Consider the following 23092-nt stretch of genomic DNA (forward strand, 5'->3'; position numbering starts at 1 on the left):
TCAACTCGGACAGCAAAAAACGGGGCGACGTTAGGAGCGCCGTTTTTTGCTGCCGGTTACGCCAAGCGTTAGGCATCACATAACACAGGGAGAACGCATGCAAGACCGTGGCTACCTCTTCTCGAATGTCAGTTGGTTCGATGTTGAAGCTCACCAGTTGCAGGAAATGCAGAAGGAGATTCAGGGGCTGGACGGCAATCGCCTTCTGAACACGTCAGTCGACGATCTAGTCAGCTATCTTGAGCATAAGTTCGGCGTAAATGTTCCAGAACTAATCACGAGCGAAATCGTCGTCGATCAGCAGGAGACACAGATCGACGTCAGCCGCGATCACAACAGATACATTCGAGATCGCAGCAGGCCGTTTCACGTGTCGGGTACAGAGGTCCAAGTCGAGATCCCATTTACCGGCGACGCCGAGGCGTTCAAGGTTCAACCTACAGCATATACAAGCAGCCCGCCTCGCGCGGAGGTACGCGGCTCAACGTTGCTGCTTCGAATCGTCGGTACCGATCTGAATGCCGAGAAGGTCAGAGAACAGATTGATCGGACCATTCAGGAGATTCAGAGCCACCTCGCAACGTTGCGTACCAACGCAGCGGGACTAAAGGCTCAGTTGCCCACCAAAGCGCGAGCTACTATTGAGTCACGTCGTCAAAAGCTACTTGCTGACCGCAACCTTGTTGGTAGCCTAGGCTTCAAGATGAAGGAACGACCCAGCAACGCTTCGACCTATCTGGCGCAAGAGGTACGAAGAAAGCTTGCTCCGACACTTCACGCTGCAAGTTCTACCCCCTACAAGCCTGAGCCTGTCCTCTCTGTCGATGACTACGAGCATATCCTGAGCATCCTGCAGAACATGGTCGCGGTAATGGAGCGTAGCCCTTCCGCCTTCGCTGGCATGGACGAGGAATCCATCCGTTCGCACTTCCTAGTGCAACTCAACGGTCACTACGAAGGACAGGCGACAGGGGAGACGTTTAACTATCAAGGCAAGACCGACATCCTTGTGCGCTCCGAGGGTCGCAACATATTTATAGCAGAATGCAAGTTCTGGTCCGGCCCAAAGCTGCTGACGGACACGATCGATCAACTACTCAGCTACACCTCTTGGCGCGACACCAAGACGGCAGTGATCGTGTTCAATCGAAACAAGGACTTCTCGAAGGTCCTTGCGGCTATTCCAATCACGACGAAGGCTCACGCGAACTTCAAGCGCGAACTGCCTGGGTCAGCTGAGACCGTGTTTCGGTACTGCTTTGCGCACAGGGACGACAAGAACCGAGAGTTGCTCCTCACGGTTCTGGCATTTGACGTACCGCAAGCGAGGCCAAGCGGGGTCGCATCTTGAATCTTGAATTTCCACGCCGGGCATGTGGTCACTGCGGGCAGACCGTGAAGGTGGAAGAGGCGTGGATGGACCGTGAACTCTGTCTAGTGCCTAGTCGTCGACGTTTACGTTATGTCTTGGAATGTGTTCAAGAGACGGGTATGGGGTCAAGCCTTCCTTTGACGAATCTGGCCTCGTGCGCCAGTTCACACTACTTGACCCTGTACCACACACCCCGCCCCTGACCATTCCTTTCCAGCATCCCATTCTCCAGTAACCTCTGGAAATGCTCTTTCAGCGTATTTCTGCTGGTTCCGGTCAGGAGAGTCATTTCCTTGATCGTTACGCGACCGTGTTCGCGGGCGTGTTCCACTATGCGTCGGGACAGGTCCGGCAGGGCGTGTTGCAGCAGGCGTTCCCTTTCCATCTTGGCGGCCAGACGTTGCATCTGCGTGTGAAGAACGCGCAGGAAGAAGGTCAGCCATGGCTGCCAATCCGGCGCATCCGAGTTCAGGGTGGCCTGGGTTTGGCGCAGGGCCAGGTAGTAGCCTTCCTTGTTCTGTTCGATCACGCTTTCCAGGGAACTGAAGGGCGTATAGGCATAGCCGCAGCGCAGCAACAAAAGCGTTGTGAGGATGCGCGAAAGCCTGCCGTTGCCGTCCTGAAAAGGATGGATGGCCAGGAAGACCACCGTGAATATGCCGATGACCAGAAGAGGGTGCAGGCTCCGGGTTCCCAGAGTTGCCTGCGTCCAGTCCAGCAGTTCGCGCATACGTCTCGGGGTGTCGAAGCGCGTGGCCGTCTCAAAGACGATGCCGATCAGCTTTCCCTCTGCGTCAAAGGCCGCCACGTTATTGGGTGACGTCTTGTAGTTGCCGCGATGCCTTTCGTCCTTGTCGCTGTGAAGCAGCAGATCCCGGTGCAGCTGGCGGATATGGTTTTCCGTCAGGCTGATATGCTCGAAGGATTCGAAAATCCGTTCCATTGTTTCCGCGTACCCGGCAACTTCCTGCTCATCCCGCGTGACAAAGGAGCCTATGGCGAGATTTGCCAAGAGCTTCTCCACGTCGCGGTCGGACAGGGCGCTGCCCTCGATGCGCGTGGAAGAGCCCACGCTTTCGATGGTCGCTACCCGTCGCAGGGCGGACAGCCGCTGCGGCGCTATCGACCCCAGCGCCTGCCACGCACCTTTGAACTCGTCGATTTGGGCTGTCAGGGTGAGCATTTCAGGTGTGATGAAAAGGCTTTTCGTCGTGATCATGTCCGAAAACACATCCGATTTCATCCATTTTGTCAATCCGTTTTTCCATCCGATTCCATCCGATTTGTGTGAAAAACGGGGGTGGTCCTCCAAAAACGTTTTCGCGCCTCAAAAAACGATTACAAATGGGTGCTTTTCAAAAAAAACAGTTACCGAAGCTCGTCATGGGCAAGAGGGGGCGTCCTTTGACGAACCTGCCCGCGTAGTCTCGGCGCTCGGCTACTCGACCCTGTGGTGCACACTTCGCTCCTGCCCGGTTGTGATTTAGGCGTGCGACCGAATCCACAAATGCAAAGGGGTCGGGTTTTCCTTTGACGCATCTTCTAGCCGGTGGATCGTGGGGTAGCGGGGTCGCATCTTGAATCTTGAATTTCCCAAAATCCAATAACTCATCCAATTCCATCCAAATCCAATACACCCGATCATGCGTCCCGATATCGATGGGAATGATCACCTTGTCGTCGAGCAGAATTTGATAAATCGTCATTAATGGCGAAGAATAAATCAAAATTCATTTTTTATCGTCAAGTTTTACGATTTATGCACCATCCGCCAAAGCGAAACGGTGCCTGAGTTCCTCCATCTCCCGCTTTGTCACGCCGTACGCGGCGAAATGCTTCCGCCAGCCTGCGGCCGTTTCCCGCATTTCTTCCCAGATCCCCCTGGCCTCCCTCTCGTCGATCCCGAAGGGGCGGACATCGCTCAGAATATTGGACCGCTTGGCCGCGCGGCCTTCCAGGCCGCAGCGCAGGGACAGATCCCATTGCCTGAAGCGGATGGAGGAGGGCACCAGATCATAGGCCGGGGTCATGGCGATGGCTTTGCGGGAGACGAAAAAGGCGTGGTTGCGCAGGTGGTCGTCCCGGTTCGAACACAGGGCGTTGAAAGCCATGCGGCGGAATATCTCCGGGCCGGACTGCGCGTCGCCGAGCCTGCGGGCCTGCTCGGCCAGGTTCTGATAGCTGCCCCAGTCGCCGTCTTCCTCCGCCCCCGTCACCGTGAAGCCGGAAATGACGTGCCGCGAGTCGCCTTCCAGGCGGTCGAATCGCTGGACCAGCAGAACGAAATGCCCGTTCAGTTCCATCAGTCGGGTGGATGCGACCGTGATGCCGCAGCGTGCGGCCAGGGTCATGGTCGCGTGCTCGACAACGGGTTCACGCCACGGGTCCCCGCGTTTGGAGAATTTGGCGATCCACGACGCCCCGTCCAGGGTGACCATGGCCTTGGGTCTGGCGCCGCCCAGGGACAGGCTGGAGGCGAGGGCGGCAAGGAAAGCGTCTTCGGGCAAGCCGTCCCGTAATTCGTCGAGGTCCTCGTCGTCTTCGAACTCGTCGACGCGGGCGACGATGGCCGCCACGCGCTCCAGGTCCTCGGGCACCATGCAGAATGCTTCGCCCGTGGCCCACGGAGCCAGGGACGCTGGGCCATCAGGCGTAGGGCCGAAGGCCAGGGCGCCCATGCGCTGCGGGTGATGGGCCGCCGTCAGGACCTCGAACTCGCTCAGCGTCCCTGGAGCACGGCCGGCCATGAGCCCCAGCACTTTACGGCCCCAGCGGTCCGGGGCGGCGTCGCGCAGGGCGCTGAAAAGGGTGCTCACGGAAAACTCGATGTCGGCCAGAGGCATCCTGGCCGGGTCGAGGGGGATGGCGTCCGGCCGTTGCAGGTACCGGCGGCCGTAGCGGAAGGAATATGCCCGGTTCTCATGCCGGAGCAGCCCCGCAGGCACGTAGTCCATGCCGGGCAGCCGGATGAAGACCACGGCCCGCTCAGAAGTCGAGGTCATCATCCCTCCCCGTTGCGACGCGTAGCGGCAGTCTGCGCACGGCCATGGATCTGCCCACGGGATCTGACTCCAGGGCGGCCATGGTGCCAAGCTGGTCGTCAAGCTGCAGGACCCACAGCACATGGGCCAGCACCCCGAGGGACACGCCGGGATGTCCGTTTTCCAGGCGGCGGATGGTCTCGCGAGTGGTCATTGTGCGCTCGGCCAGATCCTGCATGCTCAGGCCGCGCAGTTTGCGGGCGGCGCGAATGTTGTGCCCCAGGCGCTCAAGATTAGCGGCAGGGTTGGCCGGAAGGTCGTGTGCGGACGTTTTTTTGGGGGACATGCATGATATATATGTCTTTATAATTTATTATGCAATATTTATCATACATGTCTTGTCTTCTGATTCTCGGCCATGCCTACTTCATCCGACACCGGTTGCGTCGGATGGATACCCATGTTGATGAATTCCAGGGGCCGGGTGTTTCTACACGAACTGCCCAGCCGCTTCAGTGCAATTCCGCAATACATATTATCTATTCTTCTTTTAAAATAGTCAGTTATCCTGATTGTGATTCGAGAAATTCCTTTGCACTGTCTCGACGCAAGCACGGGACGGAATCGTCTCTCCCGCTTATGACAACCAGCTGAACTGTGCGTATTCGCGCGTAGGGTCGGCGATGAGTTCTGCCATGACCGTCTATGCATTGAAATCCCGATTTCAGAGTATGCTCCGTCCCGCCTGCCGATTTTTGGCGGCCCGCGGGGTGACTGCCAATCAGGTCACTGTCGCGGCCTTGGTTCTGTCCTTGGCGGCGGGCAGTCTTGTCTGGCTTTCCTCAGGAGCAAGGTGGGCCCTTGCGGTCTTTCCGTGCGCCTTGTTCGTGAGGATGGCCCTCAATGCGCTGGACGGGATGCTGGCGCGGGAGCACGGAATGGGGTCCGATGTGGGCGTCATGCTGAACGAACTGGGCGACGTGGTCTCCGACGCGGCGCTGTATCTGCCCCTGGCCGCGGTGCCGGGGTGCTCGGCGCCGTTGGTCGTGATGGCCGTGGTGCTGGCGGCGCTCAGCGAGATGGTCGGGATTCTCGGCGTCCAGTTCGGGGGCGGTCGGCGATATGACGGCCCCATGGGCAAGAGCGATCGCGCCGCGGCCTTTGGCCTTTTGTCCCTGGCCCTTGCGAGCGGGGTGCCGCGAGGTGCCTGGCCTCATGTCGCGATGGCCGGGATTGTGGTGCTGCTGGTCCTCACGATTTTCCGGAGAGCCGGGAGGGCCTTGCAGGGAGGCGCGGCATGATCGCGTTTCACGCGTTGCCGCCTTCCAGACTCTTCATGCTCTCGACTCTTGCTGTTCTGGCCCTGGTCACCCTTGGTGTGGCCCTGAAGGAGGCACATCGCTCCGGCCAAGAGAGGCAACGCAGTGAAGTGCTGGTGCGCACGAGAACATGGTGGCTCATCGTGCTACCGCTGTTCGGAGTCCTGTCCGTTTCACGGGGGGCCGCGATCAGTTTTTTCTGCATTGTGTCCTATCTGGCATTCAAAGAGTATCTCACGTTCATCCCAACCAGAAGGGCCGACCACAGAGTCCTTTTCTGGGCTTACCTCGCCATACCGATCCAGTATTATTTTGCCTATATCTCCTGGTACGGAATGTTTATCATCTTCATTCCGGTCTATTGTTTCCTGCTGCTCCCCGTCAGGATGCTGCTGCGCGGGGATACGCAGGGGTTTCTAAAGGCCGTGGGAACGCTGCATTGGGGCCTCATGACCACCGTATTCAGTCTGAGCCATGCGGCCTTTCTGCTCACCCTTCACGGCGCGGAAGAGGGTGGCGACTACGGAGTCAGTCTGGTTCTGCTCCTCGTCATTCTGACGGAAGCCAATGATATCGCACAGTTCTGCTGGGGCAAGGGGTTTGGTCACGCCAAGGTGGTGCCTTCGGTCAGTCCGAACAAGACATGGGCGGGTCTGATCGGCGGCGTGGCCACCACGGCGCTGTTGGCGGGCCTGGCCGGGCCATACCTCACCCCGATGGCGGTGTCGCAGGCGCTGCTGGCAGGAGTGCTGATCGGCATTTCCGGTTTTTTCGGTGACATCTGCGTCTCGGCCATCAAGCGCGACATCGGCATAAAGGACACGGGAAACATGCTGCCCGGTCACGGCGGCATTCTGGATCGGGTGGACAGCCTGACCTTCACAGCCCCGATCTTCTTTCATTTCATCTACTACACGTATCACTGAGACATGAAAGGCATTCTTCGATTGCTTTGGTTCACCCTGTTCGCCAGGCCCCTGATTTTTTTGATCATGGGGGTGAACACCAGAAACCGCCAGAGCCTCGACGCAACTTCCCCGTCCATCGTGGTCGCCAATCACAACAGCCACCTCGACGCTCTGGTCCTCATGTCCCTGTTCCCCCTGTCCAGTCTGAGAAAAGTGCGTCCGGTGGCCGCGCAGGACTATTTCCTGAAAAACAGGTGGCTGGCCTGGTTCGTCCTGAACGTCATCGGCATTATTCCCTTCAGGCGTCTGCCCGAGGGGTGCAGGGATGATCCCTTTGCCGCCTGCTCGGCGGCGCTAGCCGGTGGGGAGACCCTGATTTTCTTTCCCGAGGGCACCAGGGGGGAGCCGGAGCGCATGGCCGAATTCAGGACCGGGATTGCGCACCTGGCCAGACGGCATCCGGCTACCCCTGTAATTCCGGTTTTTCTGCAGGGGACCGGCAAATCCTTGCCCAAGGGCGAATGGGTTCTGGTTCCTGTCATTTGTGACGTTGTCGTCGGGGCCGCTCTGCATTGGGACGGATGCCGCAAGAGTTTCATGAAACGTCTCGCGGACAGCTTCGAAAAGTTGGCGGCGACGATGGGCCGCCATGGCGTCGACTGAGGCTTGGCCCGTAGCGGGCGCAACAGATTAGGGAGGAACATTATGGATTGGATCGAATCCGAAGGAACATTCTCCAGCTGGGATGGCGCTGAGTTGTTCTATCGCAGCTGGTGCACATCACAGGCGACAGACAGGGCGCTGATCTTTCTGCATCGCGGCCATGAACACTCCGGGCGTCTGTCCCGCGCTGTGCAGGAACTGGGGCTGGGCGATTTCCTCGCCTTTTCCTGGGACATGCGGGGGCATGGCCGATCACCCGGAGACCGAGGACATGCGGATAACTACTACGATCTGGTCAGAGACCTTGATGCGTTTGTCCGCTTCGTTTGTGCCGAACATGGCATTTCGGCCGAAAATATCATCATCGTGGCCAACAGCGTGGGCGCGGTCACGGCCTGTGCCTGGGCGCACGACTTCGCGCCGCGAATTCGGGCCCTAATCCTTCTCGCCCCAGCTTTCCGCATCAGACTTTATGTCCCCATGGCCATGCCGCTGCTGCGCATGCTTCTCAAATTCAAGGAGAAGGCCTTTGTCAGTAGTTACGTGAGCGCGGGCATGCTGACTCACGACTTCGAGCAGCAGCGTCTTTATCGAACAGACCCGCTGATCACGCGGCGCATCTCCGTCAATGTCCTTGTGGAGATGTACGACACGGCCGGCCGGATCATGGGCGACGCCCACGCCATCACCACACCGACGCTGATTCTCGCGGCGGGGTCGGACTGCGTCGTCGAAACCGAGGCCCAGAGAAAATTCTACAGAAATCTCGGGGCGACCCGGAAGGAAATGCACGAGTATCCCGGCTTCCACCATGCCCTGCTTCACGAGGCGGGCCGGGATCGCGTCATGGAGGATATCCGCGAATTCGTCATCCGGTCCTTCACGGAGGAAGTGGACCGCTCGCATCTGCTGAACGCCCACCGGGGAGACGCCATGCGCGTGGAGTATGACCTGCTCCGGCAGTCCACGTCAGTTCTCAGGACCGCGTTCTTTTCCATGCAAAAACTTGCGTTGCGGGCGCTTGGCAGGCTGAGCCGCGGAATCGCGATCGGTCTGGAGACCGGTTTCGATTCGGGGAGAAGTCTTGATTACGTGTATGAAGACAGCGCCCGCGGCCTCGGGCGCATAGGCCGGGCCATCGACCGCGCCTACCTCGACGCCATCGGCTGGAAAGGCATCCGCATGCGCCGCCGGCATCTGGAAAAACAGCTTCACGCCGTGATGGACACTCTTGAAGCCGCTGCGTCCCCGGTCACGCTTCTGGATGTTGCAACAGGCTGCGGCCGCTATGTCCTGAGTGTCCTCAAGGCGCGGGAGGGCAAAGTCGATGCGACGTTGCGGGATTGGGACGAGGGCAATCTGGAGCAGGGCCGGGCGCTAGCTTCAAGCCTCGGTCTCGATCGAACGCGTTTCGAACGGGCCGACGCCTTTGACCCTGAGTCGATCCGGGCGGTCAGGCCGCGTCCCAATGTGGTCATCGTGTCCGGCCTGTACGAATTGTTTCCCGACAATGACCGGGTTCTCGCTTCCCTGAAGGCCATCGGCGAGGTGACCGAGCCGGGAGGGTATCTGGTCTATACGGGGCAGCCCTGGCATCCGCAGCTCGAGGTCATCGCCAGGGTACTGCCCAATCGCGACGGCGCGCCTTGGATCATGCGCCGCCGTTCCCAGGCGGAACTGGACGAGATGATCAGGTCGGCCGGATTCGAGAAAACAGGTATGGAGATCGACCCATGGGGAATATTCACTGTCTCGACGGCGCGTCGCGTCAGGGGCTGACAGAGGCGGCCCTGGTCGCCGCATTCACGTCGGCGCTTTTCATCGTGGTATACGGAGGCTGTTCCTGGCTGACGTCGTTGCGCGGCGATGTCGGCTCCGTGGTTTTTGCGTGGGAGCGGACGATCCCTTTCGTACCCCTCATGATCATTCCATACATGTCCATAGACCTGTTTTTCGTTATGGCGCCCCTTGTCTGCAGGAGATCTGACGAACGCCGGATGTTCGCCATGCGCGTCAGTTTCGCCATTCTGATCGCGGGCCTGTTTTTTTTGTGTTTCCCGCTGCGGTTCGCCTTCGAACGACCGGCCCCTGAAGGATGGCTTGGAGCGATCTTCAGCTTTTTGCACGCGTTCGACCGCCCGTACAACATGTTTCCTTCGCTGCATATCGCGTTGCAAGGCATTCTCGCCGAAGTGTACGCAGCCGCCACCACGGGGTTGCTGCGATTGGCCCTGCTCGCATGGTTCGGCCTGGTCGGATTTTCGACCGTTCTCACTTGGCAGCATCATGTCGTCGATGTCATCGGAGGCTTCGTTCTGGCCGTATTCTGCTGTTACCTTTTTTCGCGGGGTCCGAACGAGCAGGGAACCGCGAATTATCGTGTAGCGCATCTCTACGGTATCGGCGCGGTTTTGTTCGGCCTGACAGCGGCAGCAACGGGGCATCTGTTTCCGGCGTGGCCGGCCGCGGCAATGCTCCTGGTCTGCAGCGCATATTTCGGGCTTTTCCCCAACGTGTATCGCAAGCATGGCGGCCGGTTGGCGCTCTGCTCCCGCATATTGCTGGCCCCCGTCATTCTCGGCCATTTCGTGTCGCTGCTGTATTACTCCCGTCGATCCTATCCATGGAACGAAATACTTCCCGGTCTCTGGATGGGTCGAAGACTGTCTGATGCGAAGGCGCGTCAGGCAATCGGCCTGGGCGTCACCGCAGTTTTGGATCTGACGTCGGAATTCTCCGAGGTCCCTTCCTTTCGAGCCGCGCGCTATCTGAATGTGCCCATCCTCGATCTGACCGCACCGACCAGCGCCCAGTTCTTCGAAGCCGTCTCGTTCATCAAAGGCGAAATGGAGCGCGGAACGGTCTATGTGCACTGCAAGGTCGGATATTCGCGCAGCGCAGCCATCATCGGCGGTTATCTCATCGAAAAGGGAGACTGCGCGGACGCCCGTGATGCGGTTGCTCTGTTGCGCGGGAAGAGGCCCGGTCTGGTGGTGCGCGACGAAGTCGTGTCTTTTCTGCAAACGTGTACGGCTCTGGACTGATGTCCGTCAGGCGGAAATGAAAGGGGTCCTCGTAATCATCGTGTGCATCATGGCTGCCGGTTTCGCGATCCCGGAAAGGATCGTGATCCCGGTGGTCGGAGCGACACCCGGAGACTGGAATCGGAAATCCTTCTGGCACGAGCCGTGGGGCCTGTCCGGGGTCCACAAGGGCATCGACATCTTCGGCCGCCGGGGGGCAGGCGTGACGAGCGCCACGGCGGGCATCGTCCTTTTTGTCGGGAGCATCGACCGAGGCGGCAACGTGGCCGTGGTGCTGGGGCCAAAATGGCGTCTGCATTACTACGCCCACCTGGACTCCGTCACGGCGTCCGCGCTTTGTTTTGTCCCGCCCGGCGGCGAACTTGGAACACTCGGCGATACAGGCAACGCGCGCAGCACGCCGCCCCATCTGCATTACTCCGTGGTGCGCATTTTTTCCGTCCCGTGGGACGTCGAGGGTTCGACGCAAGGGTTCTGGAAGGCGTTCTACCTCGATCCTGATCCGTATCTCCGCGGCACACCGTGATTTTTTCGCTTCAAGGCCCGCAGCCGTCGAGTTTCGAGGTCCTTTCCGACGCAACCGAGAACAAGGATACCGACAATGAAAAGTCTGAGAAAAATGTGCGGATTCACGCCCTACATCCTGGCTGTGCTCCTCAACGCGATCACCGACCTGGGACATAAAATCGTTATTCAAAACACGGTCTTCAAGGTCTTTTCCGGGACAGAACAAATCGCACTGACCGCAATGGTGAACGCGTTCCTGTTGCTGCCGTTCATCCTTCTCTTCACTCCGGCAGCCTGCATCGCCGACAGGTTCGCCAAGAGCCGGGTCATCAGGATCTCCGCGGCCGCCGCGATCCCCCTGGCCGTGCTGATCGTGATCTTTTACCATGCCGGGATGTTCTGGCCCGCCTTTCTCATGACGTTCCTGCTTGCCGTGCAGAGCGCCTTCTATTCTCCAGCCAAGTACGGCTACATCAAGGAGATGACCGGACAGGAGGGCCTCGCACAGGTCAATGCCGTCGTACAGGCGGTAACCATTGTGGCCATTCTTCTCGGCGCCGTGATCTTTTCCGTGTTTTTCGAAGCGTTTTTGCCGGTAATCATGCCGGACAGTCCGCAGGAAATTCTGAAGGCCATCGCACCGTGCGGGTACATTTTGGTGGCCGGGACCGTCCTGGAAACCATCCTCGCCTTCCGGCTGCCGGATATCCGACCCGGAGACCGACAGGTCTCCATCGACAGCGTGAAATACCTCCGGGGAGGGTATCTGCGGGACAACGTGAAGTTGCTGAGGGAAAAGCAGGTCATCTGGCTCTCCATCATCGGGCTGACCATTTTCTGGTCCGTGAACCAGGTCCTTCTCGCGACATTCGGGGCGTATCTCAAGGATGCCGCCGGGGAGACGAACACGGTCGTGACCCAGGGCATGCTGGCCCTGGGCGGCCTGGGCATCATCATCGGTTCCGTGATGGCGGGGAAGGTATCGCGCAATTTCATCGAGACCGGCACCATCCCCCTGGGGGCCATGGGCATGACCGTGTGCCTCTTCCTCTTGCCGAACATCGAGAGTCGGGCACTGCTCAGCGCGCTCCTTTTCGGCTACGGCGTCTGCGGGGGGCTTCTGGTCGTGCCGCTCAATGCCCTCATCCAGTTCTCGGCCCGGGACCGGGAACTGGGGAAGATTCTGGCCGGAAACAATTTTCTCCAGAATATCGGCATGCTGGCCTTTCTGGGGCTGACCCTGGTCATGTCACTTGCAGGCATTGGCAGCGTGCCGCTTTTCTATATTCTCGCGGCAGTCGCCCTGGTCGGCACGATATATACTCTCGGGAAACTGCCCCAGTCCCTGTTGCGGTACCTGCTCTACATTCTGTTCTCGCAGCGCTACAGGCTGTCGGTGTCAGGGCTCAACCATCTGCCGGCAGACGGCGGCGTGCTTTTGCTGGGCAACCATGTCAGCTGGATCGACTGGGCGGTGCTGCATCTGGCCGTCCCGCGCCGCTTGCGTTTCGTCATGGAGCGTTCCATTTATGAACGCTGGTATCTGAAGTGGTTGCTCCGGCGCCTGGGCATGATCCCCATTTCCTCGCGGGGCAGCAGACAGGCCCTGCGGGACGTGGAGACGGCCCTCAAGGCCGGTGAGTGCGTAGTCATATTCCCCGAAGGTGCCATCAGCCGCAACGGACAGCTCGGCGAGTTCAAGCGCGGTTTCGAGATTCCGGCCCGCGAGTCGGGCTGCGCCATTGTTCCCTTTTATCTGCGCGGTCTCTGGGGCAGCCTGTTTTCCTTCGCCGGACCGCGACTGCGGGAGACGTCACGCATCCGCAGCATCCGCGACGTGACGGTCTGCTTCGGGCCGCCGATGGCCACGGCGGCCTCGGCTCCGGAGGTCAAGAAGGCCGTCTCCAGACTGTCCATCGCGGCCTGGAAGGAGTACTCCCAAACCTTCGATCCCCTGCACACGGCCTGGCTCAAAACAGCCAAACGGTATCCGGGGCGCCGCGCCGTGGCCGACTCGACGGGGAGCGACATGTCTCATCGTCGACTCCTATCCGTGTGCATTCTCGCCTCCCGCATGCTGCGGAAAAGGACCGTCGGCCAGAAGAATGTGGGCGTGCTCCTGCCGGCCAGCGTCGGCGGGGTCATTGCCAACATGTCCCTGCTCATGCTCGGCAGGACCGTGGTGAATCTCAACTACACCTCGGGGGCTGACACGCTGCATGGAATTCTCGAGCGGGCGCATATCGGGACCATCGTCACATCCGAGGCGTTTCTCGACAGGCTCCGGGGCAGGGGGATCGATCTGAGCGGAATTTTGCAGGACCGTGAGGTGTTTTTCATGGAAACGCTGCGCTCGGATATCGGCAAGGGCGCTTTCATCGCTGCAATGATCGCGTCGCAGGTGCTGCCCGCCTTTGTCCTGCGGCTTCTCTTTTTCCAGAGGGTCTGCCTGGACGACACCGCGGCCATTCTCTTCAGCAGCGGTTCCGAAGGATCCCCCAAGGGGGTCATGCTCAGTCACAAGAACATCATGGGCAACATCAAGCAGGTGTCCAGCCTGTTCAACGCCCGGGACCACGATGTCTTCCTCGGGACGCTGCCGCTCTTTCACGCCTTCGGCCTCACGGTGACCACATTCATGCCGCTGATCGAGGGCATACCCGTGGTTTGCCATCCCGACCCCACGGACGCCTACAGAATCGGATGCCTTGCAGCCGAATATCAGGCGACGTTCCTCTGCGCCACCCCCACATTCCTCGGTCTCTACACCCGCAATCAGAAACTGCACCGTCTCATGTTCTCCTCGCTGCGACTGGTGGTCGCCGGTGCTGAGAGGCTCAACGACGAGACACGACGGGCCTTCAAGGAAAAGTTCGGGCTTGAGGTTCATGAAGGCTACGGCACCACGGAGACAACGCCGGTTGCCACCGTGAACACCGTGGACGTGCTCAACACCAACGGGTTTTCTGTGCAGGTGGGCTCGAAGACGGGGACGGTGGGCCTGCCGTTGCCCGGAAGCGCCTTGCGCGTAGTCGACCCGGAAACCTTTGAGGATCTGCCCGCCGGGGAAGCCGGCCTGATTCTCATTGGCGGCACCCAGATCATGAAGGGATATCTTGATGACGAGGCCAGGACTAGGGGCGCCATTATCGAGCAGGACGGCATTCGCTGGTACAAGAGTGGCGACAAGGGACGCATCGATGAGGATGGTTTTCTGGTCATTCTGGACCGTTATTCCCGTTTCGCAAAAATCGGCGGGGAGATGGTCAGCCTTGCCGCCGTGGAGGAGGCGTTGCTGCGCAACGCCCCTTCGGGTGCGGATACCGTGGCAGTAGCCGTGCGCGACGTGAAGAAAGGGGAGCGGATCGTGGCCCTGGTCAGTGGCATGAACGAGCCGGCGACCCTCAGGAAAGCCATGCTGGAAAGCGGGACGAATCCCCTTCTTGTCCCCGACAAATTTTTCGCCGTTGAGGAAATTCCGAAACTCGGGACCGGCAAGAAGGATCTCGCGGGTGCAAGAGCGATGGCGCTTGAATTTGCGACAGCGTAAGGACTGGGCATTTTTATGGTACTTGTGCGCCTGGTCTCGGGAGTCCGAAGTGCCGTCCCACCGCCTGTTTGTCAGCGCTTCCTGTATGCCTTGTCGTGCTGGACGTGCAGGCTGATCAGCACGAGGGTTGAGCCGCTGAGCAGGCAGGTTACGGCCCGGGCGCTGGCCGTGACGCGCAGGGAATAAAGTTGGTGGCCCGTGTCCGGTTCGATCATTCCGTGGAGTTTTTCGAAATTGAGGCCGGGGTGTTTCCAGGGGTCCACAAGCTCAAGGGATTGGAGCAGGACCAGCATTTTCGCTGCGGCCTTGCGCACTGCTGGTTCGGCGGCCATGACCGCCTCGTCGAAAGCGGGCCTGATTTCAATCCTCATCAGCCCATCTCTTGGCCACGTCACGGGCGGCTTCGGCGGTTTCGACGACTTCCGAAGGGCGAGTGTCTTCCAGGGAGCGGACGATGGCCTGCTTGCTGTCAGCGGTCCAGGCCCAAAGCTGGTGACGGGGAATGGTCTCCACAGGAATGAGCATGATGCGGCCGTCCTCCAAAACCTCTATTTCAACGGTGTCGCCGGGCTTGATGCCCGTTGTCGGCGGCAGCGTGATGCGACGGCGGGAATCGGTTTGCGTGAGCATGATTTGTTCCTCCATGAGTTTGAGAATAAGACGAAAAGGGGAAGGGGGCAATTCCCATTTTGGGATTTTGTGTCAAAATGGTGGCTGCGTGAGCTGGATTCAGCAGTTCCGATTTCCGTGAAATTGGTAACTGTTGTCGGCAGAGATCGGCAATCGCAGCGGCACAAAACTATCGCTCCCTGCGCAGAAACGGCGTAACGTTTTGCAAGACCATCGATATCGTGATCGCGAAATTCTGTATCGAGAACGGCTTTGACCTACTCCGCAACGACGGGGATTTCGATCCGATGGGAGACCTGATGGGGTCGAGAGTGTCGCGGTACAAGCGGCAGGTGATCCTGCCTTGTGAATGCAAACAGCCTGAATGTTCATTTCCAACAGAGGCGGAACACTATGAAAAGATACCTTGCGCATCTGATTTCAGTCATCGTTGTTCTCGCGAGCAGTGTCATCTGTGTGATGGCCCAACCAATTTTGGTGATTGGACACAAGAATCCTGATGCAGATTCCATTCTGTCGGCCATTGCGCTGGCAAATCTCAAAACACAACAGGGAATTCCCGCTATCCCTCTTGCGCAAGGCACACCGAACCCGGAAACGGAGTTTGTGCTGAACGCATGCAAACTTGATACTCCTTCAATACAAACCAGCGTTTCTGGACAGCGGGTCATTCTGGTAGACCACTCCGACTACCTTCAGGCGCCTGGTGATATCACCAACGCCACAGTCGTTGGTCTCGTTGATCATCACAAGTTGGGTGGTTTGACGACCGATGAGCCTATCGAGGTGTGGGTATTCCCAACCGGATGCACGAGTACGATAATTGCCCGTATGTACGCATCAGCCGACATTAGTCCTCCAAAAGAAATTGCGTGCGGTATGCTTGGAGCTATCATTTCGGATACCCTGCTGTTCAGTTCCCCAACGACGACTCAAGAGGATCGGGATGCCTCGGTAAAATTGGCTCGCATCGCTGGAGTCGAAGATATCGACGCTTTCGGACACAAGCAGCTGCAAGCGAAGTCTTCAATAGAAGGAATATCAGCAACAAAACTTCTCAATCAGGATCTAAAGATTTTCGACATGCATGGACGAAAAGTCGGCGTTGCTCAGTTGGAACTGATGGATATTTCCACCGTTGCGACCCGGAAGGATGAACTTCTCTCAGCGATGGAAACACTCAAAGCCGAAGGGTACCACAGTATATTGCTGATGCTCACAGATATAGGCAAACAAGGCACGGACCTGCTTGTCGTTTCTGATAACGTTCGAATCGTTGAATCCGCCTTCGAGTTGAAAGGGATCGGCAATTCAGTGTGGCTGCCCGGTGTTGTGAGTCGCAAGAAACAGGTTGTTCCTGGTTTGTTGAGGGCTTTCGAGGGGGATGGGGCGCAATAGTGACCTGTCTTCACAATAGCGGACACGTTTGTTTCCCAAAATGGTGACCTGCTTCGTCAGTCCGGGTTATCGAAAGTTTCTGAACAAGAAAATGCGGCAGGTCTCCCTGTGACGCATCTTCTCGCCAGGGCCGGTTAATGGCTCCTTGAGCCTGCACGGGCATGCGGGCTTGCATCTTGAATCTTGAATTTCCAGAAATCCAAAATCTCATCCTATTTCATCCAAATCTCATACACTCGATCATGCATCCCGATATCGATAGAGTGGGGGGCCTTGGGTTTGCCTTGCAGTGCATGGATGTGAATGGAAGGGCAAGAGGGCGGTCGTGGTCAGGCGGGCGTGATTCAGCTCACCCGACTGAGTCGAAGGCGGTCCGGGCTTCAGGAGTAGCGGGTCAGGATGTCGCGGAAGCGCGTTTCGGACTCCAGGAAGGCGTCGACCACGGCGGGGTCGAAATGCACCCCGCGTCCTTGCGTGATGATCTCGACGGCCTCTTCGTGGGTCATGGCTTCCTTGTAGACCCGCTTTGTCACGAGGGCGTCGTACACGTCGGCAAGGGCCATGAGCCTGCCGCCGAGGGGGATCTCCTCGCCGGCAAGGCCGTAGGGATAGCCCGAGCCGTCCCATTTTTCGTGGTGGGACACGGCAATGTCCCTGGCCAGGGCCAGAAAGGACTGCTCGGCGCCATGCGTGGTGTGGCGCGCGGCGTCGGCCAGGGTGTCCGCCCCGAGGATGGTGTGCCGCTGCATCTCGGTGAACTCTTCGTCCGTGAGGCGGTCCGGCTTGAGGAGGATGCTGTCGGCGATGCCGACTTTGCCGATGTCGTGCAGGGGGGCGCACTTGTAGAGCAGTTCGATGGTGACCGGGGTGAGCACGTTCCTGTACTTGGGTTGCCGGGCCAAGCGTTGGGCCAGGGCCCGTACGTACTCCTGCGTGCGTCGGATGTGGCCCCCGGTTTCCGGGTCCCGGGTTTCGGCCAGGGACGTGAGGCCCAGTATGATCGCGTCCTGGGTATGGAGAAGCTGCTGGCTGCGGATGCGCAGTTTGTGCTCCTCGATGCCGTATTTGATCAGGCTCAGGACGGCCAGGTTGAGGACGAGGACGAACACCGCCGGCAGCGGGGAGAGCCAGTAGCCCGGAACGTCGAGGAGCCAGAGGCTCGCGCTCCATAAGCCCAGGCTCCCGGCGACCAGGCCTGCGACGCAGGTCAGCGGCCCGCCGATGATGATGAGCAGCGTCGAAAGGACGCCGAGAACCATGACGGAAACCGCCTCCGCGCCCACGGCCCAGGAGGGGCGGCGAAGAAAATCGTTCTGCAGGATGTTGTCGAGGGCGGTGGCGTGGATCTCTATGCCTGGAAAGGAGCGGTCCAGCGGGGTGACGTGATTGTCGCCGAGGCCCGCGGCCGTCGGCCCGACGATGGCGACGCGCCCGGACAGGTCCGGCAGGGGGCCTTCCAGGATTTCCGCCGCGGAGATGGTCTCGAATGTGCCGCTCGGGCCGCGGAAGCGCAGCAGCATGTTCCCCCGGTCGTCAGTGTGGATGCGGTTTCTGCCGAGCTGAACGAAACCGCCGTCCTGATCGTTGCCCAGCACGGCGTCCTTGCCTTCCGCGAGGCGGACCATGGCCAGGGTGAGGCCGGGCAGAAGGTTCGATTCGTGGAGCGCCATGAGGGGAACGCGGCGGATCGCGCCGTCGAGGTCGTGCGCGGCGTTGATGAAACCGCCCGACACGGCTGTCCGGGCCAGGGCCGGCAGTGCGCAGATCACCGACTGCGCTTCATGCAGACGAAAGGACGGCGGGACTATGGCATCGGTCTGCAGGGGCCGCAGGATGCAGGGGCACTGCTCCGCGGTCGGAGAGAACAGGAGCTTGTAACCCAGCACCGTGGGCACGCTTGCCAGGGATTGGGCCAGGGCGTGGTCGAAATCCACCTCGACCTGGGGCCTGCCGGCCATGGTTCTGGCGAGGTCCGGGGACTTGAGCAGGGATTCCAGGACGACACGGGGAGACGTCTGGTCCCGGTTGGAGAGCACGAGGTCAAGGACGACGTTCCTGACACCCGCCTCGCGCAGGCGCGAGATCACCCCGGCCAGGGTGACCCTCGGCCAGGGCCACTGGCCCAGGAGGTTCAAGGCCTTGTCATCGATGGACACGAGCACCGGGACAGGACCGGGCTCGCGCAACCTCGTCTGCGAGAAAAGCACGTCGAAGGCTTTGTGCTCAACGTGTACGTACAGATCCGGCCGGAAGATGCCTAGGAGCATCACGCAGACCGTGACGATGACGCCGGTTCCCAGCAGGTTGGCCAGGTCTCTTCTGCGGAGATGGTCCCCTTGGGGGCTCCCGCTGTCCTTCAACCACGCCATGTTCAGCGGACCAGGACTTCGACCCGGCGGTTGCGCGGTTCCGGCACTTCGTCCTCTGTCGGCACGAGGGGGTTGCCCTCGCCGTGGTAGGACGTCCGGATGATGTCCTTGGCGACGCCCATGTCCACGAGGATGGCGGACATGGCCTCGGCGCGTTCCATGGACAGCCGCTGGTTGGTCTCGGACGTGCCGACGCGGTCCGAATGGCCGTACACGCGGACGTCCGTCGAGCCGCGGCGGGCTATGGACGCGAGGATCCGAGCGGGCACCGGCCGGGACTCCGGAGTCAGGTCCGAGGTGCCTGTCCTGAAATAGAGGATGAAGGTCTCGACGGGCTCGGGCAGGGCCCTGAGCGCCCGGCCGTACGTGGTGTCGATTTCGTCCTGGTCCGCCACGCGCACAGGCTCAGGGGCCTTTGACGGGGCCGCCGCGGTGGTGCTCTGCCGGACCGCGTCGAGGGTCTGCGCGCCGGCATGGTTTCTGACCGTGACCTGTCCCACGGTCCCGTCCGGGTCCTCGATGAGGACGACGGTGGTGCCCTTGGCCGCGCAGCCCGTCAGGGCAAGACAGAAGAGGATAAGCAGCGCCTTCTTCATCGAGCTTCCTCCACACTGACCAGAAAGCGGGTGCCGTGGACGGCGATGACGGCGTCCGGGGTTTCGATGCGGATTTTTTCCGGGGCCAGGCGTCCGATGATTCCGGACATGTAGGCGAAGGAGCCCTTGATGAGCTTGATGGCTACGGCGAACAACCCGTTTTGGGGCTCAAAGGCGAAATCGTCGAGGTCCAGGCTGCTGGCGGGGCCCAGCGAGATCAGCGTGTCGTCTTCGAGCATGATGCCGGCGCTGCCGGTCGAATCCGTGGTCACGCTGTCGCCGACGTGGAGCGTGTCGCCGATCTTGGCCTCGATCTGAAGGCCGTCCCGCAGGATGGCCGCCTTGCCTTCGAGGGACTTGATGACCCCGACCGTAGACTGCCCCGCCTGGGCCGCGGCGACACCAAGCAGGAGGGTCAAGATGAAAAGGAGTATCGTTCTCATGAAACGCACCTTGTGAATGGATGATTCGTGTCCGACATATTCTGTACGACAAAAAATGAGTACATACAAGATCGAGGCTGACCCTTCCCAAGCATACGCGTATATATTCATGGTCGAGAGTTTTTGTCACCAATATGTTGTAAGATGGAGCACGGCGATTTCATCGGATTTTTGATTTCCTTGGGATCAGGGGAAGCCTGTCCCTACTTGAACTGCGATGGTTCCGGCCCGGCTTCAGTCCGGGCGGCAGGCGCCGAAGATGTCGAGGATCGTCTTGTCCAGATATGATTCCTCCCGGTACGTGAGAAACGCGGAATTGAAGGCCCGCGTGAGTTCGCTGATTTTCCTGTACGCAAGGTTAACGTCCCGGACATAGCCGTTCAAGGCCTCCCGGCCGCTGGTCCAGACTTCATCCTTTTCCTCCGTCCGTGCGGACGTCATGAAGCGCTCGTCCATTTCCGAGAGTTCCTCCTTCATGCCGTCCAGGGCGACCGAGATGTGCATGAGGTGCGAGTTCAGGTAGTGGCACATGCTCGCGGCCGTGTTCCGCAGCACCCGGTTTCGCTGGTCCTCCAGGGCCTGGGTGATGTTCGAGGCGATCCCCTCGTAATAGAGCACCTCGCCGGACTCGCTTCTTTTGGCCCGCGCGGTGATGTCGACCTCGATGTGCGCTCCGGAGGCCGGTTTGAGGGTCACGGATCTGTTGGAGACGTGCCCCTTTTCGTTGAGTTCGCGCAGCATCTCGTCCAGGGCCGCAGGCCGCTCCACGAAATCGTACACGCTGCTGCTCAGTGCCGCCTTTCGACAGGACAGGCCGAGCAGCCCGATGCCCGCGTCGTTGATGTCCAGGAAGAGCCCGGACGGGGAAACGCTGAACGCCATGTCCTTTGTCTTGTGGAAGAAGTCCTTGTAGCGCTGTTCGCTTCTGTGCAGTTCCAGGATGGCCCGCCTTTCCTCGGTAATGTCGCGGATCATGTGGTCGATGCGCTGCCGGTCCCGCGACCTGCACGACACGACATACCCCTCGTCTCGCACCCAACGGACCTTGCCGTCGCTGCGGACGATCCTGTACTCCAGTTCGTCGAATTCCTTTTCCCTGACGGAGCGGTAGAAGTCCCAGACCCGTTCGCTGTCCCCGGGGTGGGCCAGGGCGACGATGTCGCTTTCGGCCGCGCCCGCCAGGTTCCGCAGCGGCACGCCGTAGAGGAGTTCGGCCGCGGGGTTGATGGACAGGATCCGGCCGTCCTCGGCCGAGAGGGAGACAACCACGTCGTGCATGGAATGCAGGATGCTCTCCAGCCTGTCGCTCAGTTCCCTGATCTCGTCCATGCGCCTGCGCTTGGGCGTGACGTCGACGACCGTCAGCAGCACTTCCGCGGCCTTGCCTGAACCCAGCGGCGCCATGGTCATTTCGATGCGCGCCCGGCCCGCGGGCGTCTCGATCCAGAATTCGCGCGGCCGGGAATTATTGCCGCTTCGCAGCACATCCTCGTGGTCCCGCAGGATGGCGGCCTGTTCCGGGCCGGGAAACGGCTCCGGCAGTTCTATGCCCATCAGGGCGTCCGGCCGGCAGCCGGTGATGTCCACGAAGGCGGGATTGGCGAACGCGAAGCGGCCGTTGCGCAGGACTGCAACCCCTTCCTTGAGGCGCTGGAATATTTCCAGGAGATCTATTGCGTCTTCCTGAACGATATCATTTTCGTATGGTTGGTTCGTCATCATTGTTTCACCCTGAATTATAAGCAGAATAATGCTTTTCAGCGCGCGCTGAAAATAAAAAAGGCGTTCCGTGGAACGCCATGCCGTGTACTGTCCGTTGTATTGGCGAGCGTCGTCACGTTTCTGTCGGCGGACAGAAATCGTAATTTTCTGAAATGGTTGCGGCCGTGTTCTGGTGAATCGTGAGTTTTTTCATATAAATGCAGCAGATAAAGACATGATTGATACGCCAAGAACTCTTGGCGGGAGAAATCAGATTTGACATCTAGCCTCGCGCATACGTTTTTGCAAGCGTGAAAAGCCGCAAATGTGCATCACTGAGTTTATCGAGGTCTCTGAGCCCGAAGGCCTGGCCGGCGGTTATCCGGCGCAGCGCTCACGCACCGAGCGGAAGTTCGTGATCACGGCATCCCACATGCGCAGGGCGTCTTCCTGCGCCTCGACCCGGCAGGACAGCTTGAGTTCCACGTGCGGTTTGTGCGGGTCGCCTCCCGCGCCTTCATACTCCCAGCAGGCGGTCAGCCTGGGCACGTCGGAGCAGTCCTTGTCCTTGGGTTGAAGGATGTAGACCTCCTCCAGACCTTTCAATCCGGCCAGGACCCTCTCGCCGGAACGCAAAATCTTCAACTCGATCCGGTACTTGCTGGTCACCGATTTGACGACCTCGGTAATCCGTGGAGGGTCGCAGGGCTGCGCGAAGAGATGTGTGGCAAACCGCAGACGGATTCTCTGCCGCGATCCCGATGGCGGCCGTTCGAGGCTTATGCCGGCCTGCTCGCTCCAGATTTTGAGGCCCTCGATCCTGCCGCTCGATAAAAAAAAGGCGTCCGTCGATACATGCCCGTTGCCGTGGCGATACCGCCTGAACAGGTTCAGGATCGGCCCGTTGATGGTCAGGCACGGCCCGCACGTGTCGAAGGGGCGGTTCTCCGTCAGGCGCAGGATGACGTCCGGCAGGCCGATGTACACTTCAAGGTTGTGGTCGGCCCTGCTGCCGTTGCAGCAGCGGAGCAGGGCCGGAAACCCGCAGAGATCGGTGACGTCCGTTTCGTCCCATTTCTCGCGCACGGCCAGGCCCGTGATTTCGCGCGCCGCTCCCGCTTCGGTTCCGATGGATTTCCTGAGCGCGTTCATGGCGCGCCCATGACCCGGCCCGGTGCTCCACGGCAGCTCGTCGACGGCTATCCCGTTGACCTTGAACCACGCCGCCGACGGTTCCATGCCCGCGGGCACGGGCAGCACGAACCTGCCCACGGGACGCATGACCACCGGGAGCGGCGGAAGCTTCGGATCGGTGCCGGCTGTGTCGATGTGCATGAAACGGGACCTCCCGAAAAATTGATTCTGCGCGACAACGCGTAAGGCGGATGCAGCGCGTGCGTATCGGAAACGTCTGCATCGTACGGCAGCCGGACCCGGGGTGGCAAGTTTCTCAACGCGGCATGTGACGGGACGGTACGTACTGATATCAGGCCACCTCTAGGGTCGCGCCGAAGCGTAGCTGGCCCTGTTCATGAGGGGCTCGTTCATGGGGCGGACGCGTGGCGGCGGGTCGCACATGCGGTCGCGGACGGCCGCATGGCCGGTGCGGGG

The 23092-nt window shown here is 59.9% G+C and carries 19 protein-coding genes; 9 read left to right on the top strand and 10 right to left on the bottom strand.

From position 1 onward, the window contains the following. The first annotated feature begins 97 nt into the window (after positions 1 to 97). Positions 98 to 1351: a hypothetical protein gene (locus ACZ5AC_RS05570; protein WP_464249963.1), complete on the top strand. Its 1254-nt coding sequence runs from the start codon at positions 98 to 100 to the stop codon at positions 1349 to 1351. Between the two features lie 190 nt (positions 1352 to 1541). Here ACZ5AC_RS05570 and ACZ5AC_RS05575 read toward each other — a convergent pair whose 3' ends face one another. The 3 genes from ACZ5AC_RS05575 to ACZ5AC_RS05585 form a co-directional block, all read right to left on the bottom strand. Continuing rightward, positions 1542 to 2591, bottom strand: a complete 1050-nt coding sequence (locus ACZ5AC_RS05575; RefSeq protein ID WP_464249964.1) for a Fic family protein — start codon at positions 2589 to 2591, stop codon at positions 1542 to 1544. Positions 2592 to 3129: 538 nt separating this feature from the next. Continuing rightward, the gene (locus ACZ5AC_RS05580; RefSeq protein ID WP_464249965.1) at positions 3130 to 4374 is read right to left on the bottom strand and encodes a type II toxin-antitoxin system HipA family toxin; all 1245 of its coding nucleotides are present in this window, start codon (positions 4372 to 4374) and stop codon (positions 3130 to 3132) included. After that, the gene (locus ACZ5AC_RS05585; RefSeq protein WP_464249966.1) at positions 4358 to 4699 is read right to left on the bottom strand and encodes a helix-turn-helix domain-containing protein; all 342 of its coding nucleotides are present in this window, start codon (positions 4697 to 4699) and stop codon (positions 4358 to 4360) included. Before ACZ5AC_RS05585 ends, ACZ5AC_RS05580 begins: the two co-directional genes overlap by 17 nt. A gap of 349 nt (positions 4700 to 5048) precedes the next feature. On the opposite strand from ACZ5AC_RS05585, the gene ACZ5AC_RS05590 reads away from it, so the two are divergent. The 7 genes from ACZ5AC_RS05590 (at position 5049) to ACZ5AC_RS05620 (ending at position 14344) form a co-directional block, all read left to right on the top strand. Beyond that, complete coding sequence (locus tag ACZ5AC_RS05590; protein WP_464249967.1) at positions 5049 to 5654, top strand: CDP-alcohol phosphatidyltransferase family protein; 606 nt, start codon at positions 5049 to 5051, stop codon at positions 5652 to 5654. Continuing rightward, entirely contained in the window at positions 5651 to 6598 is a 948-nt protein-coding gene (locus tag ACZ5AC_RS05595) for a phosphatidate cytidylyltransferase (protein ID WP_464249968.1), read from the top strand. The genes ACZ5AC_RS05590 and ACZ5AC_RS05595 overlap by 4 nt, the downstream gene beginning before the upstream one ends. 3 nt (positions 6599 to 6601) lie before the next feature. Then, entirely contained in the window at positions 6602 to 7243 is a 642-nt protein-coding gene (locus ACZ5AC_RS05600) for a lysophospholipid acyltransferase family protein (RefSeq protein ID WP_464249969.1), read from the top strand. A gap of 42 nt (positions 7244 to 7285) precedes the next feature. After that, positions 7286 to 9022: a bifunctional alpha/beta hydrolase/class I SAM-dependent methyltransferase gene (locus ACZ5AC_RS05605; protein WP_464249970.1), complete on the top strand. Its 1737-nt coding sequence runs from the start codon at positions 7286 to 7288 to the stop codon at positions 9020 to 9022. After that, on the top strand, positions 8977 to 10287 hold the full coding sequence (locus ACZ5AC_RS05610; protein WP_464249971.1) for a phosphatase PAP2/dual specificity phosphatase family protein: 1311 nt from the start codon (positions 8977 to 8979) through the stop codon (positions 10285 to 10287). Before ACZ5AC_RS05605 ends, ACZ5AC_RS05610 begins: the two co-directional genes overlap by 46 nt. Positions 10288 to 10303: 16 nt before the next feature. Further along, positions 10304 to 10813, top strand: a complete 510-nt coding sequence (locus ACZ5AC_RS05615) for a M23 family metallopeptidase (protein WP_464249972.1) — start codon at positions 10304 to 10306, stop codon at positions 10811 to 10813. 75 nt (positions 10814 to 10888) lie between these two features. Then, positions 10889 to 14344, top strand: a complete 3456-nt coding sequence (locus tag ACZ5AC_RS05620) for an acyl-[ACP]--phospholipid O-acyltransferase (protein ID WP_464249973.1) — start codon at positions 10889 to 10891, stop codon at positions 14342 to 14344. A gap of 71 nt (positions 14345 to 14415) precedes the next feature. Here ACZ5AC_RS05620 and ACZ5AC_RS05625 read toward each other — a convergent pair whose 3' ends face one another. Together ACZ5AC_RS05625 and ACZ5AC_RS05630 are read right to left on the bottom strand one after the other, a co-directional pair. Beyond that, the gene (locus tag ACZ5AC_RS05625) at positions 14416 to 14715 is read right to left on the bottom strand and encodes a hypothetical protein (protein ID WP_464249974.1); all 300 of its coding nucleotides are present in this window, start codon (positions 14713 to 14715) and stop codon (positions 14416 to 14418) included. After that, entirely contained in the window at positions 14705 to 14974 is a 270-nt protein-coding gene (locus tag ACZ5AC_RS05630) for an AbrB/MazE/SpoVT family DNA-binding domain-containing protein (protein ID WP_464249975.1), read from the bottom strand. The genes ACZ5AC_RS05625 and ACZ5AC_RS05630 overlap by 11 nt, the downstream gene beginning before the upstream one ends. Positions 14975 to 15367: 393 nt before the next feature. Between ACZ5AC_RS05630 and ACZ5AC_RS05635 the strand changes: the two genes are divergently transcribed. Beyond that, positions 15368 to 16372, top strand: a complete 1005-nt coding sequence (locus ACZ5AC_RS05635; RefSeq protein WP_464249976.1) for a manganese-dependent inorganic pyrophosphatase — start codon at positions 15368 to 15370, stop codon at positions 16370 to 16372. Positions 16373 to 16752: 380 nt separating this feature from the next. Here the strand turns inward: ACZ5AC_RS05635 and ACZ5AC_RS05640 are convergent, their stop codons facing one another. The 5 genes from ACZ5AC_RS05640 to ACZ5AC_RS05660 all read right to left on the bottom strand — a co-directional run bounded on the left by ACZ5AC_RS05640 (position 16753) and on the right by ACZ5AC_RS05660 (position 22816). Continuing rightward, on the bottom strand, positions 16753 to 18741 hold the full coding sequence (locus tag ACZ5AC_RS05640; protein WP_464249977.1) for a CHASE2 domain-containing protein: 1989 nt from the start codon (positions 18739 to 18741) through the stop codon (positions 16753 to 16755). 2 nt (positions 18742 to 18743) lie between these two features. Further along, on the bottom strand, positions 18744 to 19337 hold the full coding sequence (locus ACZ5AC_RS05645; protein ID WP_464249978.1) for an OmpA family protein: 594 nt from the start codon (positions 19335 to 19337) through the stop codon (positions 18744 to 18746). Then, complete coding sequence (locus ACZ5AC_RS05650; RefSeq protein ID WP_464249979.1) at positions 19334 to 19780, bottom strand: FecR family protein; 447 nt, start codon at positions 19778 to 19780, stop codon at positions 19334 to 19336. Before ACZ5AC_RS05650 ends, ACZ5AC_RS05645 begins: the two co-directional genes overlap by 4 nt. 234 nt (positions 19781 to 20014) lie before the next feature. Further along, positions 20015 to 21499, bottom strand: coding sequence for a PAS domain-containing protein (locus ACZ5AC_RS05655; RefSeq protein WP_464249980.1), 1485 nt, complete (start codon positions 21497 to 21499; stop codon positions 20015 to 20017). 360 nt (positions 21500 to 21859) lie between these two features. After that, on the bottom strand, positions 21860 to 22816 hold the full coding sequence (locus ACZ5AC_RS05660) for a hypothetical protein (protein WP_464249981.1): 957 nt from the start codon (positions 22814 to 22816) through the stop codon (positions 21860 to 21862). Positions 22817 to 23092 lie beyond the last annotated feature (276 nt).

The organism is Desulfomicrobium aestuarii (assembly GCF_055385525.1).

Bases quoted from the DNA above. Each gene is read 5' to 3' on its own strand.
- ACZ5AC_RS05570 (WP_464249963.1), top strand. From the start codon at position 98: ATGCAAGACCGTGGCTACCTCTTCTCGAATGTCAGTTGGTTCGATGTT.
- ACZ5AC_RS05575 (WP_464249964.1), bottom strand. From the start codon at position 2,591: ATGATCACGACGAAAAGCCTTTTCATCACACCTGAAATGCTCACCCTG.
- ACZ5AC_RS05580 (WP_464249965.1), bottom strand. From the start codon at position 4,374: ATGACCTCGACTTCTGAGCGGGCCGTGGTCTTCATCCGGCTGCCCGGC.
- ACZ5AC_RS05585 (WP_464249966.1), bottom strand. From the start codon at position 4,699: ATGTCCCCCAAAAAAACGTCCGCACACGACCTTCCGGCCAACCCTGCC.
- ACZ5AC_RS05590 (WP_464249967.1), top strand. From the start codon at position 5,049: ATGACCGTCTATGCATTGAAATCCCGATTTCAGAGTATGCTCCGTCCC.
- ACZ5AC_RS05595 (WP_464249968.1), top strand. From the start codon at position 5,651: ATGATCGCGTTTCACGCGTTGCCGCCTTCCAGACTCTTCATGCTCTCG.
- ACZ5AC_RS05600 (WP_464249969.1), top strand. From the start codon at position 6,602: ATGAAAGGCATTCTTCGATTGCTTTGGTTCACCCTGTTCGCCAGGCCC.
- ACZ5AC_RS05605 (WP_464249970.1), top strand. From the start codon at position 7,286: ATGGATTGGATCGAATCCGAAGGAACATTCTCCAGCTGGGATGGCGCT.
- ACZ5AC_RS05610 (WP_464249971.1), top strand. From the start codon at position 8,977: ATGGGGAATATTCACTGTCTCGACGGCGCGTCGCGTCAGGGGCTGACA.
- ACZ5AC_RS05615 (WP_464249972.1), top strand. From the start codon at position 10,304: ATGAAAGGGGTCCTCGTAATCATCGTGTGCATCATGGCTGCCGGTTTC.
- ACZ5AC_RS05620 (WP_464249973.1), top strand. From the start codon at position 10,889: ATGAAAAGTCTGAGAAAAATGTGCGGATTCACGCCCTACATCCTGGCT.
- ACZ5AC_RS05625 (WP_464249974.1), bottom strand. From the start codon at position 14,715: ATGAGGATTGAAATCAGGCCCGCTTTCGACGAGGCGGTCATGGCCGCC.
- ACZ5AC_RS05630 (WP_464249975.1), bottom strand. From the start codon at position 14,974: ATGCTCACGCAAACCGATTCCCGCCGTCGCATCACGCTGCCGCCGACA.
- ACZ5AC_RS05635 (WP_464249976.1), top strand. From the start codon at position 15,368: ATGAAAAGATACCTTGCGCATCTGATTTCAGTCATCGTTGTTCTCGCG.
- ACZ5AC_RS05640 (WP_464249977.1), bottom strand. From the start codon at position 18,741: ATGGCGTGGTTGAAGGACAGCGGGAGCCCCCAAGGGGACCATCTCCGC.
- ACZ5AC_RS05645 (WP_464249978.1), bottom strand. From the start codon at position 19,337: ATGAAGAAGGCGCTGCTTATCCTCTTCTGTCTTGCCCTGACGGGCTGC.
- ACZ5AC_RS05650 (WP_464249979.1), bottom strand. From the start codon at position 19,780: ATGAGAACGATACTCCTTTTCATCTTGACCCTCCTGCTTGGTGTCGCC.
- ACZ5AC_RS05655 (WP_464249980.1), bottom strand. From the start codon at position 21,499: ATGACGAACCAACCATACGAAAATGATATCGTTCAGGAAGACGCAATA.
- ACZ5AC_RS05660 (WP_464249981.1), bottom strand. From the start codon at position 22,816: ATGCACATCGACACAGCCGGCACCGATCCGAAGCTTCCGCCGCTCCCG.